The following is a 15,156-nucleotide window of genomic DNA, read 5'->3' as shown; positions in this document are numbered from 1 at the left end:
GGCGCTCCCATCACTTGAGGAGAAGCAAATGAAGGTTGGGATCATCGGCGCGAGCTTCGCGAAGGCGGCATACCTGCCGGCTCTTCGCCACGTGCCTGAGGCGGAGGTTGTGGCGCTGGCGTCAGCGCGCATGGAGAGCGCTCAGGCTGCTGCTGCCGAATTCGGTGTGCCGCACGCTTACGACGACTGGGAAGCCATGCTGGCATCTCACTCGTTCGATCTGGTCTGCATCGCGACTCCCACGGTCCTGCACGAGGCCCAAGCGCTGGCCGCGATCGCCGCGGGCGCTCACGTCCTCTGCGAGAAGCCGACCGCAATGAATGCGGGAGAGGCTGCCAGCATGCTCCAGGCGGCTGAGGCGACCGGGCGGATTCATATGATCGACCATGAACTCCGCTTTAATCCGAACCGCATGCGCATCGCGGAGCTGATTGCGGAGGGAGCTCTGGGCGAAATCCGGCACGCAGATATTTCCAACGTTGGAACGACGTGGGGCGACCCTGCCAGCCGTCCCGAGGGGGACTGGTGGAGCCTCGCAGAGCAGGGCGGGGGACGACTCGGTGCGAACGGCAGCCACCAGGTGGACCTCCTGCGCTGGTGGCTCGGTGAGGTGGCCTGGGTCAGCGGAGCTGCGCCGGTCATGGTGCCGGACAGGACAGACAAGTCTACGGGCAATGCCTGGACCGCTACAGCGGACGACGTCGCTTTCTTCACCCTGGAGATGGCTTCTGGGGCAGTCGTGCAGGTGTTCATGTCCGGAGTCGCGGCTCACGGCATGGGGAACGCGACTCGCATCTTTGGTTCGCGGGGGACCATCACCCTTTCCAACGATGATGAGAAGCTTTGCTTCGCGCGGGCGGGTGAGGACTTCGAAGACATCACGGTCCTGGACCCAAACGCTGACCTGCCGGGGGTCAACAAAGGCATCTGGAACGTGTCTGTCGTAGCCCTGCTGCAGGAGTTCGCAGCGGCGATTCGCGAGGGGAGGACACCCCGAGGGGCGACGTTCGCAGATGGACTCGCCAATCAGATGGTCCTCGATGCGGTGAAGGTCTCGGGTGCGGAGCGACGATCGGTTCGGCCGGAGGAAGTCCATGCCGGCGGTTGAGGGGCAGTGCATTCTCATCACGGGCGCGGCCCAGGGGCTCGGTGCTGCCATAGCCCGGCACCTTCACGGACTTGGAGCGCGGCTGATTCTTCTGGACCGCGACGCGGAGGGGCTCGCTGAAATCGCGGCGCTTTGCCCGGGAGCTTTGACCGCTGTCGTCGACCTCTCCGATGCTAAGGCAACACGACAGGCCATTGATGCGGTCGTGACGGGTCCGGTGGATACGCTCATCCACAACGCCGCGATCCTCCGGATGGCACCGCTCGACGATGTGAGTCTCGACGCTTTTCAGGCGACGCTCAATGTGGGAATCCAGGCAGCCTTCCAGCTGACCAAGGCCGTGTGGTCGGGCATGAAAGACCGCGGCGGCAGCCTCGTGTTTGTCTCGTCTCGTTCGGGGATTGAAGGGTTCGCGGAAGAGGCCGGCTACTGCGCGGCGAAGCATGCCTTGGAGGGCTTTTCGAAATCCCTGGCTCTGGAAGGTGCGTCGGCCGGTATCCTTTCCGTGACTATCACGCCGGGGATGTTCATGCACACGCCCATGTCTGAGACCACCTACCCGCCCGAGCTTCGCGAGAAGTGGGTAGATCCAATTCTTCTCGCGCCAGCATTCGCGCACCTCGCGACCTGTCCCATGCACTTGTCAGGTCAACGACTCGACGCATGGGCCCTCTCCCAGCAGGAATCCGCTTCATGAGCATGCAGGACATCTACGACTGGATCGATGCCAACGCCGACGAGTGTGTGGGAGACCTGCAGCGCCTGGTCCAGCAGCCCTCGATCTCTGCTCAGGGCGTGGGACTACGGGAGTGTGCCGCCATCGTTCGCGACATGATGCACGATGACGGACTTCCAGCTGACTTCCACGAGTTGGAAGAGGGCCCCCCGGTCGTCTTCGGTCACCTCGAGGCAACGAAGCCGGCAAAAACCATCCTGTGCTACTCACACTATGACGTGCAGCCACCCGAGCCACTCGACGAGTGGAGCCACGGCGGCCCGTGGTCTGGCGATATCGTCGATGGGGTTCTGTACGGGCGGGGGTCCACGGACAACAAGTCAGGGGTGCTGGCCTTCCAGAAGGCCGCGAAGGCATTCCTGCAGGTGCGAGGAGAGGTGCCGGTGAACCTCAAGTTCCTCATCGAAGGCGAAGAGGAGATTGGCTCGCCGAACCTCGCGGCCTGGGCTGCTAAGAACGAAGAGCTTCTCAAGGCTGACGGGATGCACTGTCTCGACGGGTCAATGGAGACCGGGACCGAGGTCCCGGACGTCTCACTGGGCCTCAAGTCCGTGCTATTCGTCGAGCTCATCGCACGCGGTGCGAACACGGATGTGCACTCGCTGAACTTCCCGTTGGTCGAGTCGCCCGTTTGGGAACTCATATGGGCGCTGAACACGATCCTCGATCGGAATCGCCGGATCCTCATCGAAGACTGGGAAGAGGGTATTTGGCAACTCGGTCCGGATGACGAAGAGCAGCTGGCCGACAAGGCGGCTCGGGTCGACCTGAACGCGCTAAAGGAGGAGTGGGGCATCTCCGAGTTTGCTCTCGGCCGCGACGGCGTCGATGCGATCCGTGCACGGACGTACGAACCGACCGCGAACATCCAGGGGATGATCGCTGGCTACACCGGCCAGGGGAGGAAGACAATCATCCCTAACGAAGCCAGGGTCCGAATGGACTTCAGGTTGATCCCGAACATTCAGCCTGTCGATGCGATCAGGAAACTGAAAGCGCACCTCGAAAAGCACGGTTTCGGCCATATCGAGGTAGAGGCTTTCGATGGTGCTGAGCCCCCGTACAAAATTTCGGTGAAAGAAGACATCAGCCAAGCGATCATCGCCGCCGCCACTGAGGTCTACGGCGAGCTACCCGTCGTGAATGGCGTGTCCGCCGAGGGTGCGATCCTGCGGCATGTGTGGATTCCGTGCGTCCTCACCGGTTTCGCCAACCCGGGCGCGAACCTCCATGCGCCGGACGAGAACATTCACGTGGACAAGTACCTCCAGGGGATCAAATACGCAGCCGCCATCATGGAGGAGTTCGGCAAGACATAGGCGGTAAAAGGCGGGAGCTGGGGTCCGGTCTCAGCTCAGCTCCCGCGCCGCCACTGGTCGTATCGCAGTCTGAGCTCGAGCAGGGGATTGTCACCTCCGCGCTCGACAGCCACGGAAATCGCCAGCCACGGTGCGGCGTCCGTGCCCTGATCGCTCATTCCGATGCTCTCGGTCGCGTAGGGTGGGTCGGTCCCTCGCGCCACGACGATGAACGCCAGGGCTGCGGTCTGACGTGTCGTCTCGTTATTGCAGCGGACATCACCACCTGCGACGGATCCCGCCTCGAGCGCACGCATGAGTCGGTCGGACAGCGTGTTGAAGCCGGTCGGATCCTCCCAGCGGAAGGCTTCCAGTCCATCGGCCACGACTCGCTCGTTCACGAGCGTATTGCCTTGGACGGTGACCCCCCATTTGGGGTCACCCATGACGCCGGCCCACCTGGTGGGGTCGGGCTCGCCCGTGACTCCGCGACGCTCCGGCGCCGTGAACCCGGCTACATGCACCGCGCCGTCGTTCAGAGTGACCACGCCGTACTGCCGGCGACTGGTCAGGCTGTCCACCGCAGGATCGGTAACGCGCTTCACGATCTCCTCCGCGGTGAGCCCTTCCTGAAGTGCCTGGTAGACGACGTTCCGATTGTTGATGTCAAAGCCCGCCTGCGTGGCAGCAGCCCCTTTTCCGGGCACGAGCGCTGCGAGCGCATCGGCGTGTGTCGCGACGCACGAAGCCCCGGCGACGCCGACATCTCCCGTCTCGGGATCGATGGCGGCTACCGACCAGGTGGTCATGTCGAGCGTCGTCGGGTACTCGGGAGCCACTTGGCAGCTGGCGAGAGTCAGCAGCAGGACCGGAAGTGAATTTTTCACGTGCCGTATGGACGAAGGGTCATGATGGTTCTCGGAGTCGGAACTACCAGGCAGCTAGCAGATCCGCAGATTCTAGAGAGTCGGGTCGGGCCCCGCTACTCGCGTTCAGCTGTGCGAACCGGTGACGCAGGGGGCTATCGAGGCACCAGCCCTCGAAGCTCTTCGAATCAGTTCCGGACCGGCACCAGCTCCGGGGGGCCTGTAGAAGAATCCCACTGCCGCATTACGAACCTCTGCTCATCGGTGCTGACCGCGTAGATCGGGCGGCCAGGTCGGGTTGTCGCCACCAGAGGCGGAGATGTACTTCTTGCCGGCCCCAGCGTCTGGAAACGATCGAACGTAGGCTACGGTCCGCCCAGACTTGTCCGATGTGTATGCCCCCCAACCGCTGTCAGGAGACAGGGCGGGAGGGCCCACTCCAGGGTGCCGCCGTGATTGCGCCTGGCGCGGTCCTTTCCCTCAGGTGCCACAGAAGGTCGTGTACGGACCAAAATCGGCTGGTGCTGGTCCTTCGAAGGCTTCCTGCCCAGCCGCCCGCTCGTATGGCTGAGCGAGCACGGCTAGAAGCCGTTCGAATGGTCGAAAATCAGACGACTCCGCGGCTGCCTGAAGCGCTTCCTCCACCTTGTGATTCCGAGCGATGTACACGGGGTTCACCCGGTCCATCGCGTCCGCGCACGTGTTCAGGTCGATGTCCTGACGATCCAGCCGTGCTGACCAACGTTCGAGCCACGGATCCAGCGCCGTCGGCTCGTCGAACAAGGCGCGTGCGGGGTCCACCTCGCCGCGCAGGCCATCGGCCAGACGGCGAAACACCAATGTGAAGTCGACGTTCTGTCCGTTCATGTCGCCGTGCAGGTCGTTGATCAGGTCAAGATCACCTGCCTCGCTCTCGACGAGTCCGAGCTTGGCGGCCATGGTCGCTAGCCATGCGTCTTGATAGACCGTTGGGAATGCATCGAGCTCAATCGTGGCCAGTCGCACGGCATTGTCTGTGTCCTCCGGGTCGATCAACTCGAGCAGGGTCTCGGCTAGCCGAGCCAGGTTCCATTGCGTGATGGCCGGCTGGTTTCCGTACGCATATCGACCCTGACGGTCGATCGAGCTGAAGACGGCTCCGGGATCATAGCTGTCCATGAACGCGCACGGCCCATAGTCGAGCGTTTCACCGGAGATGGTGGTGTTGTCCGTGTTCATCACTCCGTGCACGAAACCAACGGACAGCCATTGGGCGACCAGAGTAGCTTGTCGGTCCCGTACCGCACGTAGCAGTCCTAGGTAGCGATTCTCAGAGTCCGCCAACTCCGGGAAGTGACGCAAGATTGCATAGTCGGCGAGCTGCTGGACTCGGGCAGTCTCCTTCCTGGCAGCGAAGAACTCAAACGTCCCGACACGCAAATGACTCGAGGCGATCCGGGCGAGGATCGCCCCCGGTTGAGGGCCCTCTTGGCGCATGACCGTGTCGCCGGTGGTCACTGCAGCGAGTGCACGTGTAGTCGGAATACCCAGGGCATGCATGGCCTCGCCCATCAGATACTCTCGAAGTACGGGGCCCAGGACGGCTTTGCCATCGCCGCCTCGCGAGAACGGCGTGCGTCCCGACCCCTTGAGCTGGAGATCCCACCGGCTCCCGCCCCGGTCGAGAACTTCACCCAGCAGCATCGCGCGCCCGTCCCCCAGTTGGGGTGAGAAGTTGCCGAACTGGTGACCAGCGTAGGCCTGGGCTAACGGTTGGGCCCCCTCGGGTGCGAGTGCTCCGGAGAAATATTTGGCACCCTGCTCGTTCGACAGGGCGTCCGGGTCGAGTCCCAGATCGACAGCCAGGTCGCGATTCAGCTGAATGATCTTCGGTTCAGGTGGCTGCTCACCTTGCCAGGCTACGTAGAACCCCTCGAGGTCTCTGGCATAGCTGTTGTCAAAGTCGAAGCTGACGGGAGGATGCATTGGGTCTGCCTCGGGTCGCGGTCGCGGGGTCAGGTATCCGACCCCAGATCTTCGACCTGTCCGAGGTAGTCGCCGTAGCCCTCAGCTTCCATATCGCCTCTGAGGACGAACCGCAGGGAGGCGCCGTTGATGCAGTAGCGCAGCCCTCCGCGATCCATGGGCCCGTCCGTGAACACGTGACCGAGGTGGCTATCGCCGTGGAGCGACCGCACTTCCGTCCGGGTCCTGCCGAGGGTCCGGTCAGTCAATTCCTGCACGTGCTCCGTTTCGATCGGCTTGGTAAAGCTCGGCCACCCACAGCCGGACTCGTACTTGTCAGACGAGGCGAAGAGAGGCTCGCCGGAAACGATGTCCACGTAGATCCCCGGCTGTTTGTTGTCTAGGTATGCTCCCGTGCCGGGCTGCTCGGTACCGCTCTCCTGAGTGACACGGTACTGCTCGGGGGTCAGGGCAGAGATCGCTTCAGGGGTCTTCGCGTACTTTGGCATCGTCTGAATCCTTGGTGTCACCAGCCATGTGGCTGACAATAGAACATCACGGAAAGTTTTCTGCTGACACTCTTACTTCGTAAGAGAATGACACAAACAGGCGTGCTGCCCACGATCGTCGAGGTGATTGCCGAAGCCTCGGGGAACGGTGTCCTCGTGTAGGAGCGGTGGGAAGTCTCTCTCTGCCCAGTCGGGTCAGAAGCTCAGCGGTCTTCCGCGCGACTACTGAAGTCAGCCGATGTGCCGTCATTTCGTCATGCCCCTCCTGCGCTCAAGGGTCGTGATCGTCGTGGACGACGCCAACTACGCACACGTCCGGCAGGCGAGCCGCGACTTCGTCCGTGCGCACCGAGAGTTTCGGATGTTGTTCGAAGCCTGCCCGGAGTGAAATCGGGGCGACCACAGTCCCGATCAGCTTCGGGAAGCCCGCGAAGGCTGGTGGGACGGAATCAATGTGATTGTCCGGGATCCCATCGGGCAGTTGGAATATTCCGAACCCCACACCGCGAGAGAGCGGACACGCTTCGAGAACGACGCCCTGGTCCACTCGGCTTGACTGGCTGAGCTCGCACCTCAGTCGTTGAAGGTCACCGCGGGCCTTCTCCGGCTTCGCATTCCCTAGGTACCGTGCCTGGGGAATGCGTGGAAAGCCAAACGAGCCCTGCGCGATGAGGCGCGTGGGCGCCCATCGCGGCGAAATAGCTGTTCGCGCAAGTCCCGCGAGCACTGTTGCCCGTCGGTCTCAGAAGGAGTGTTGAGGCCCGCTGCGGCCGAGTCGGATCACTTGCCCGCGCCCGCCCCGCCCAGCCCAGCCCCGCTACCGAATGAGGTAGAAGCTCGTCTGCCTCCCGTCGATCCAGTCCCATCCATCGTCGAGTAGCGCCGCATCTTCTTCCAGAGCAAACCGCACCTCTTGGCCATCCCACTCCGGAACGGCAACGCGAGCGTTCAACTCGATCGAATGCCAGGTGTTGGGACGGAGCTGGTAGTCGCCACGGACGGGCACACCCGTCTGGTAGTCGGTCATCCCGATCGGCGGCCCGGCTCCGTGCCCGTGATACCCGATCGCATGGCAGTAGATGGTGGCGGTGATGCCTTCTTCCCGGGCCTGGGCGAGTGCGCCCGCGAGCGCTTCGTTCCCGGTGGATCCAATCGGTCCGTTCAGCATCGTCAGGTCCTGCAGGCGGTTCGCCTTGGCGAGCCCCACCTTGAGTCCGTTTGGTGCGTCGGTCTCGCCGGGTAGCAGGACGTAGGCGTTGTGCTGCGTATCGGTCGAGAAGCCCAGCCCGATGATGCCGAAGTCCGTATGCAACATGTCTCCGCGCTCGATCACCGTTCCGTGCGGACCAGCATCCGGGATGCCACCGCGGCGCTGAACGTTGACCGATGGCTGGAACCACTGGCCGAGGCCGAGTTCGGCCACTCGCTGACGCATCCACCAGACCACGTCCTGGTTCGTTGTCACTCCGGGAATGATGACATCATTGGAGAACGCCTCGGCGATGACCTGATGGGCCACACGCATGACGCTCCGGTACTGATCTGTCTCGCGGGCGAGCTTCGACTCGAGCCATCCCACGGCCAGCATCTCAGCAGACTCGAGTCGGTCGACGTACGTCTCGCTGAGCGCATCTTCGAGACGTAGGTATTCGTTGTGCGTGAGCCCGTCCGCATGATTCCACCGATCGGACACATTGATACCGATTTTCTGTGGATCACGCTCCTCGATCAGGCGTGCCAGGCTTACGTACTGCGAGTCGTTGTGCGTTCGGTAGAGCTCGAACGTTCCTTGGTAATCGGCTCGCCCAACGCTGATGCGCTCGACTCCCTGCTCGGGACCGAGATCGTGGAACATGAGAATCGTCCGCCGCCGCGACGAGTACGTGGTGAGCGGGGCCATCGAGCGAAACACCGGGTCGGAGTTGTACTCCCTAGTGATCACCAGCCACATGTCGAAGCCCTCGCGGCGCATCAACTCGGGTAGCAAGTCGTCGAACCGCTCGGCGAGCCTCTCTCTTATGAGCGGGTCCTCCTGCCGGTGACTCAAAACGACGTTGTCGGGCCGTGTCTGTTCGGCGCGGGGAAGCTGTGCTGATGCGGGCGAGGCAGCGGCGAAAGCAAGAAGAATTGCCGGCAGCGTGCGAATGCGGATCATAGCAAATGTCTCTGAGCGAATTTGGGCGCTGTACAGTCTAATCACGCCAACATCCGAGTGGGGTCGAGATGGGGCAAGAAGTGGGCTGTCATCAACCGTATGCTTTGTCGGTGCTTGTCATCCCATCAGGGCAGGGCCTAACCTGTTAGCTGTTCCATTCTGGCCCGCGGAAGCTCGAAGCCTTGCCCTTGTCCGCGTGCCCTGCGTTTCGCTCGAAATTGCCAAAGGATCTCATGTCCAAGTTCACAATGCCACGCCTATCGACTACTGGGACCACCGCCGCGGTGGCCATGCTGGCAGCCTGTGCTGCTACGCCGGCTGCCGCTCAGGAAGGTGGTGAGCCTAACGATGTGACGTTCAGTCGCGATATCGCGCCAATTTTCCAGAACAGCTGCGTGAACTGTCACCGTCCGAACGGCGTCGCGCCGATGTCGCTCGTCCGGTACGAGGATGCGCGGCGGTATGCGGGGCGAATCGCCCGACGCACGGCCATTCGCGACCGCATGGGCACCATGCCTCCGTGGTACGTCGAGAAGGACATCGGGATTCAGCACTTCAAGAATGATCCGTCGCTGACCGATGATGAGATTGCAATGATCGCTGACTGGGCCAGCAGCGGTGCCCCGGAAGGGGACCCGGCCGACATGCCCGCTCCGCTCGAGTTCGACGATTCGGGCGCCTGGACACTCGGCGAGCCGGACGTGGTCGTGACGACCGACGAGTTTCTAGTTGAGGCCGGTGAGCCCGACTGGTGGGGTGACATCGCGCCGATCGACATTCCGATTCTCGAGGACCGGTATGTAAAATCCGTCGAGATCAGGGAAATCAATGACGTGCCATCGGAAGGCAACGGGCGCGAGACCGTGGGCGGCCGGTTCGTGATTCATCACATGGTGTGGAGCACGCTCAACGAGGAAGGCGAGGGTCGTCGGACGGTGTGGCCGGTCCACGAAGTCGGGCGTAACGGTGACGTCTTTGACCAGGATGCCGGCCGACTTCTGCGCACGGGTTCCAAGCTCGTGTCCAACTCGACACACCTGCATTCGAACGGTCTCGATACGCGGGCGAGGCTTCAGTTCGGCTTCACCTTCCACCCGGAGGGGTACGAGCCAACCTATCGCGAGTCGATTCTCGGCCTCGGTAACGGGTCTGACATTGACATCCAGGCCGGGGAGAAGGACCAGGAGCTGCACGCGTACACCGTCCTCCGGACACCGACCAAGGTCGTTTCCTTCGAGCCGCACCTGCACGCCCCGGGCGACCGCATGTGCCTCGAGGCGATCTGGGGCTTCAACGTTGAGACGCTTTCCTGCGTTGGGTACGACCACAACTGGGTGCGCACCTACACGTTTGAGGAGAACTATCAGCCACTCCTTCCGGCCGGCACAGTGCTTCACATCACCGGCTACATGAACAACACCGAAGAGAACTTCAACATCCCCGACCCGCGGAACTGGCAGGGCTCCGGCAACAGATCGGTCGCCAACATGTTCATCGATCTCGGCATGAGGTTGTCCATGTCACAGGAGCAGTTCGAAGCTGCGATGGCCGAGCGCCGTGAACGTCTTGATCTCGGCCCCAACGATCATGTGATTGGGTGTCCGCTCTGTTCGGTCATACCGGCAGGTGGTCGATGAAACACGGTTTGACCTTGGCCCGCCTCAGCACGGCCTTTTCGATTGCGGCCGGCATCACGTTGGCCGATGGCGCCGCGCTCGACGGTCAGATCGCGTACCAGAGAGGGCAGGACGTTGCCCCGGCGTACGAGGGGTGGATCCAGCACGAAGACGGCTCGAAATCCATGGTGTTCGGTTACATGAACCGGAACTGGCAGGAGGAGGTCGACGTCTCTGTCGGTGAGGACAACTTTTTCTCACCAATCGCGGCTGATCAGGGCCAACCCACACACTTTCGACCACGCCGCAACCGTTTCGTCTTTACGGTTCCGGTGCCTGCCGACCTCGGAGAGGATGAGGAGATTGTCTGGACGCTCACCTCAGCCGGGAAAACTCAGTACGCTTACGGGACCATGGGTATCGATCAGGTCATCGACAATATCGTGGTTGCGTCAGAGACCGGTGCTCTGGGAGTCGGCGCCAGTAACGCTAAGACCCGAGCGAATAACGTGCCCGAGATTACCGTGGAAGGCGGCACCGAGTATCAGGTTTTGGTCGGTCAGTCGCTCGAACTCGCAGTCCGCATGACGGACGACGGCCTGGAGGAGGCGATCGAGAACTGGGAGGCACGCCAGGAGCGTGCTGCTGCTGCCCTCGCCAAGATGGAAGGCCCTCCGGCGCTTAGTGCGGGACAGCTTCGTCCTCCGACTCGGATTACGGTCCAAAAGGTCGTCTGGCATCACGTCGCGTGGTTCGTATACCGCGCCGAGGGTGAGGCCACCCCGGAGTTCGATCCACCGCAGGTGAAAACCTGGGAAGACACGCGGAACGGTTCCAACTCACCTTGGGCTCCGCTCTGGACTCGCCCAGCTGTCCCGGAGGACGGTGTCTGGCATACCTCCGTGATCTTCGATATGCCGGGGACGTACATCTTGCGGGCCAGGGGTGACGACGGAGCGCTTTACCACGACCAGGACATCACAGTCGTAGTGTCGGCGGTGGCTTCGGAGTAACGCTGGGGGCTCTCTCAAACTACTAGGGCCGATTGGCGTATATTGTGCGCAATATCGCAGACATGCTGCCTGCTGCGCATCTCAATCGGAGTCGGATGAGGAAGAGGTCCAGCAGGGCACGACGGTATGGGGCGATGGGAGAGTTGGGGCGTAGACCGTTACTCGTGATACACCAGCAGGATCAGCCAGTCTGCGACCATTGCTAGGCTTTCGTGGTCCTCGATCTCTACTTCGCAGTGGATCGAAACGAGCAGTCGGCCCGGTTTCTTTTCTCGCACCTCGGTCACGGTGATGTGACCGCGGACACGACCTCCAACCGGCACCGGCGCTAGGAAACGCACCCGGTCCAGTCCGTAGTTCAACCCGAGGTCCGCGTCGGCCGGGTACTCTGCCTCCAAAGCATCACGGAGGAACTGGGTCAGCAGTGAAAGCGTCCAGAAGCCGAACGCGATCGTACCATCGAATCCCGCTGCACGCGCGCGCACGGGGTCGGTGTGGATCCAGTCCTCATCGTGCGTCACTCGGGCAAACCCGGTCATGTCCGTATGCTGGACGTCGATCCAGTCGGAGATCAGCGGATCTGGCCCGAGGATCCGCTTGACCTCCTCGACACTGGGGGGTGTCATGACACCACACCAGAGAGCCGTCGCTGCTCGGTAGCGGCCCATTGAAGTGCTTCGCGGCCTTCCGGGAGCGTCCCGGGCATCGCGACAAGGCCATGAAGGACCTGCGGACTCTCTACCGCCAAGGCGCCTCCTGGACCTCATCAATATCGAGAATCGAGTCCTTCTCACCCGTCATCTCCCATCGAACCAACACCGTGGGAATGATGCCCGCAGCATAGAAGTCGTCGAAGAAGCGCCCGACCGTGAAATCGTCACCCTCCTGAAGCGCTTCCTCAGCCAGCAGCTCCTCAATCTGAATTTTACCCGCCACATAGCTTGTTCCGTAGCCGGGCTGGCGGAGATACAACTGCTGTTCGCCGCGCATAAGCTCGCCGTCGGGTAGCCACCCACGTGGCGTCCATTTGTACGCGAAAGCGACGGCCTCCTCCATGCCGAATTCGTTGGCGTTCATCATGAGGCCGGAGGTCGCACGCGCAGCCCGCTGGGCCAGCATGATCCAGACCAGCTCACGTGCCCGTGGCGAGTTCTCGTCGAGAAGGCCCATATGCATGAACATTTCTTCTACGCCGGTCGCGAGGCCTTCCGAGCGGTGGTCGTAAATGTTGGACAGGAGCGCGGTCGCACGGACGGGGCTCGGGTGCGGGTCTTCGATCTTGCGGGCCAGCTCGAGCCAGTGGTGCATGTGGGGTCGGAAGGCGTCCGGATCCCGGTAGATGACCTCCAGAAAGAAATTGCGGATCTCTCCTGGTGCAGCGGGTGAGAATGAACCGTTGGAGGCGCGCAGAGCTGCGGCCATCCAATCTTCAACCGTCTCGACGTTCTCGCGTTCAAGAAACGCCATGTACCGATCGACCGACTCGGTGAGTCGTCGATCGTACTCCTCAGCGCTCCCGATGCGTTTGAGCTGAGGGAGGTTGCGGTTCCGGTTCTCTTCCAGTCGTAGCGACGCATGGGCACGCGCGAGCTCGCGGCGGATGAGCGTCACCTGTTCCTCCCACGAAAACGGCGAGAGGTGGACGTTATGCATGTACCACGTGTACGCCTCTCGGCCGACACCAGAAAGGCCTGTCTTTCCAGGAAGTTCTGCCTCCACCCACGCGGCGAAGTCATCCGATGCCTGTGCTGCCCGCTCGAGAGCGCGATCCAGATCCGCACTCGTACCTGCAACCTGCGCTCGGTATGCACGGAGGTCGCTAGCCTGCCCACGGAAGGAGCGAATGCCGGCATGCCAAAGGTCGCGAGCGTTGCTGCCGCCCAGGTTGGCTCGGGCCTGGTCGAGTACAGACGGAATCGTGGCGAATCGTTCAGCGAGCTCAGCGGCATCAGCCGAGGAGAGCGGGTAGGTGTACGTCCATGTGTCGACCCACCCGTGCATGACAGGGCCCTCATGCGCGGGCACGTCGCTCTCGGACGTGTACATCATCACATAGAACGCTGGGTCCCGGGCCCAGGGACGTCGGATTTTGTGATCGAAGTCGAGCCCGTTCATCTCCGCTCGCACGAGATGCCAGTCGATCTGCTGTTCGATGGGCCAACCGTCGATGTCGAAGGCCCAGAGGCGGTCTTTCCATGTCCGAAGCTCCTCCTGCTGTCGTGCCATTGCAGGAGGTCTGTAGTCCGGGACGCCATCGACGAAGTCACTCCGCTCGAAGTCGCGCCACTCGCTGAACAGGGTCGTCAGATCAGACCAGGATGACTGTGCAGAGAGGCCGACTGGAACGGTGACCGTGATTGCGGTGACGAGAGCCGAGATTGTGCGGCGCATGAGGCGGGTCCAGATACGAGGTCGGTATGGATCGCGACGATGGTGCCGAAGTACCGCTCGGGCAAATCGAGTGCGGATGTGCCGGAGATTGCGAGCACCCCGCTCTGGTCATTTTTCTCCCATGTTACCTGTCACTTCACGGGGATCCGCCGATCAGGGGGGGCCGTCCTACACAGGGGGAGACCGTCGTGCCCGATATTTTTGCATACGAGCGGGATCCGCGACTAACGCGGCTCGAGACCACAGTCGTCAGGTCCGGTGGAGAGGAGGGTCGATCCTACGTCGTACTCGAGGACACGATCCTTTATCCCGAGGGAGGTGGCCAGCCAGCAGACCGAGGAACGATCGACAGTATCGAGGTCTGTGATGTCCAGCGGGTCTCAGGAGAGGTCCGCCACTTTCTTGCCCCCCAGCGCGTGACCGTCCCGAGAGGGGGCGATCTCATCACAGTCGAGCTGGCATGGGGCCGGCGGTTCGATCATATGCAACAGCACACCGGACAGCATCTGCTTACCGCGATCGCGGAGGCCACGTTTGGGTGGGCCACCACTGCGTTCCACCTGGGTGAGAGAATCTCGGACATCGAGCTCGACACCTCTGACGTGCGAGCCGAACAGCTCGAAGAGCTGGAAGAGGCCGTCGCCGCTGAGATCCGGGCGGCAAGACCGATCACCACGAAGCAAGTGAGTCCCGACGAGTACGGGCTGATGCCAGTCCGCTCCCGTGGGCTACCGTCGGGACACGCGGGGAGTGTTCGGCTTGTTGAGATCGATGGGATTGACCTCAACACCTGCGGCGGGACGCACCTTTCTTCGACCGCGGAGCTCGAAGGGCTCAAGCTGCTGGGAACCGAATCCGTCCGAGGCGGCGCTCGTCTGTTCTACGTTGCGGGCGTGCGACTGCGACGGCTTCACGCCGCGCATCACGCTCGAAATGCGGAACTGCGATCCCTATTCGGTGCGTCCGACGACGAACTGGTGGCCGCAGCGGCAGCGAAGCTCGAACAACTAAGGGAGTCGCAGCGCACGCTGCGAAGCATTGAGGACAACCTCGCTACCGCGTGTGCCGCTGGGCTGGCTCAGAGAGTCGAGCCGGTACTCATCTCGCATTGGCCGGGTCGTGATCTGTCCTTTCTGCAGCGGGTCGCTAGGGAAGTGGGTCGCCTAGCCCCCGATCGAGTGGTCTTGCTCACTGCCGGTGAAGGAGAGTCCGGCGCGTTTCTCATTGGTGCCGGTGAGGCGAGCCCGTGCGACGTGCCTGAGGTTGGGCCGCAGGTGGCAGAGGTTCTTGGGGGGCGGGGCGGCGGGTCCGGTCGTTTCTTTCAGGGTCGAGCAACAGCTCTTTCGCGTCTAGAGGAGGCTGCCTCGTTGCTCGGATGACCGCGGCCCACCCGAAGCGATTCCCGCTCGTTCTCTAGTCAGCGACTTGGATCAGTCCAGAGACTCGAGATACCGAGGCCGGGAGGTGTCACGGCTGTGGGTGGCCCTCTGGAGCAGGCGACCTGCTTGTCTTCGGGTTCG

General features: G+C 62.3%; 13 protein-coding genes. 6 read left to right on the top strand and 7 right to left on the bottom strand.

The window, feature by feature from the left end:
* Window positions 1–28 precede the first annotated feature (28 nt).
* The 3 genes from OSA81_00675 to OSA81_00665 are packed head-to-tail and all read left to right on the top strand — an operon-like array spanning window position 29 to window position 3,163.
* Window positions 29–1,108 carry a Gfo/Idh/MocA family oxidoreductase gene (locus OSA81_00675; protein ID MDE0897505.1) on the top strand — a complete coding sequence of 360 codons (1,080 nt, stop codon included), beginning with the start codon at window positions 29–31 and terminating at the stop codon, window positions 1,106–1,108.
* Window positions 1,095–1,805, top strand: a complete 711-nt coding sequence (locus OSA81_00670; protein MDE0897504.1) for an SDR family NAD(P)-dependent oxidoreductase — start codon at window positions 1,095–1,097, stop codon at window positions 1,803–1,805. The genes OSA81_00675 and OSA81_00670 overlap by 14 nt, the downstream gene beginning before the upstream one ends.
* Window positions 1,772–3,163 (top strand): M20/M25/M40 family metallo-hydrolase, encoded by a 1,392-nt coding sequence (locus tag OSA81_00665; protein MDE0897503.1) that lies wholly within the window; start codon window positions 1,772–1,774, stop codon window positions 3,161–3,163. The genes OSA81_00670 and OSA81_00665 overlap by 34 nt, the downstream gene beginning before the upstream one ends.
* A 35-nt stretch (window positions 3,164–3,198) precedes the next feature.
* Here the strand turns inward: OSA81_00665 and OSA81_00660 are convergent, their stop codons facing one another.
* The 5 genes from OSA81_00660 to OSA81_00640 form a co-directional block, all read right to left on the bottom strand.
* Window positions 3,199–4,029 carry a DUF1028 domain-containing protein gene (locus OSA81_00660; GenBank protein ID MDE0897502.1) on the bottom strand — a complete coding sequence of 277 codons (831 nt, stop codon included), beginning with the start codon at window positions 4,027–4,029 and terminating at the stop codon, window positions 3,199–3,201.
* Window positions 4,030–4,488: 459 nt separating this feature from the next.
* Window positions 4,489–5,973, bottom strand: coding sequence for a YdiU family protein (locus tag OSA81_00655; GenBank protein ID MDE0897501.1), 1,485 nt, complete (start codon window positions 5,971–5,973; stop codon window positions 4,489–4,491).
* 29 nt (window positions 5,974–6,002) lie between these two features.
* Entirely contained in the window at window positions 6,003–6,461 is a 459-nt protein-coding gene (msrB, locus tag OSA81_00650) for a peptide-methionine (R)-S-oxide reductase MsrB (protein MDE0897500.1), read from the bottom strand.
* A 271-nt stretch (window positions 6,462–6,732) separates the two neighbouring features.
* On the bottom strand, window positions 6,733–7,008 hold the full coding sequence (locus OSA81_00645) for a hypothetical protein (GenBank protein ID MDE0897499.1): 276 nt from the start codon (window positions 7,006–7,008) through the stop codon (window positions 6,733–6,735).
* Window positions 7,009–7,278: 270 nt separating this feature from the next.
* Window positions 7,279–8,661, bottom strand: coding sequence for a M24 family metallopeptidase (locus OSA81_00640; GenBank protein MDE0897498.1), 1,383 nt, complete (start codon window positions 8,659–8,661; stop codon window positions 7,279–7,281).
* A 188-nt stretch (window positions 8,662–8,849) separates the two neighbouring features.
* Here OSA81_00640 and OSA81_00635 point away from each other — a divergent pair, with 188 nt between their 5' ends.
* The gene (locus tag OSA81_00635) at window positions 8,850–10,253 is read left to right on the top strand and encodes a cytochrome c (protein ID MDE0897497.1); all 1,404 of its coding nucleotides are present in this window, start codon (window positions 8,850–8,852) and stop codon (window positions 10,251–10,253) included.
* The gene (locus OSA81_00630) at window positions 10,250–11,245 is read left to right on the top strand and encodes a hypothetical protein (GenBank protein MDE0897496.1); all 996 of its coding nucleotides are present in this window, start codon (window positions 10,250–10,252) and stop codon (window positions 11,243–11,245) included. Before OSA81_00635 ends, OSA81_00630 begins: the two co-directional genes overlap by 4 nt.
* A 158-nt stretch (window positions 11,246–11,403) precedes the next feature.
* Here the strand turns inward: OSA81_00630 and OSA81_00625 are convergent, their stop codons facing one another.
* On the bottom strand, window positions 11,404–11,871 hold the full coding sequence (locus OSA81_00625; GenBank protein MDE0897495.1) for a MaoC family dehydratase: 468 nt from the start codon (window positions 11,869–11,871) through the stop codon (window positions 11,404–11,406).
* Window positions 11,872–11,983: 112 nt separating this feature from the next.
* Window positions 11,984–13,636 carry a DUF885 family protein gene (locus OSA81_00620; protein ID MDE0897494.1) on the bottom strand — a complete coding sequence of 551 codons (1,653 nt, stop codon included), beginning with the start codon at window positions 13,634–13,636 and terminating at the stop codon, window positions 11,984–11,986.
* A 188-nt stretch (window positions 13,637–13,824) separates the two neighbouring features.
* Here OSA81_00620 and OSA81_00615 point away from each other — a divergent pair, with 188 nt between their 5' ends.
* Window positions 13,825–15,015 carry an alanyl-tRNA editing protein gene (locus tag OSA81_00615; GenBank protein MDE0897493.1) on the top strand — a complete coding sequence of 397 codons (1,191 nt, stop codon included), beginning with the start codon at window positions 13,825–13,827 and terminating at the stop codon, window positions 15,013–15,015.
* Window positions 15,016–15,156: the final 141 nt, after the last annotated feature.

The sequence above is a fragment of the Longimicrobiales bacterium genome, assembly GCA_028823235.1.
Taxonomy (GTDB): Bacteria; Gemmatimonadota; Gemmatimonadetes; order Longimicrobiales; family Gaopeijiaceae; genus UBA2589.
The sequence above is the reverse complement of the archived record's forward strand: the minus strand, read 5'-3'. Positions and strand labels throughout refer to the sequence as shown.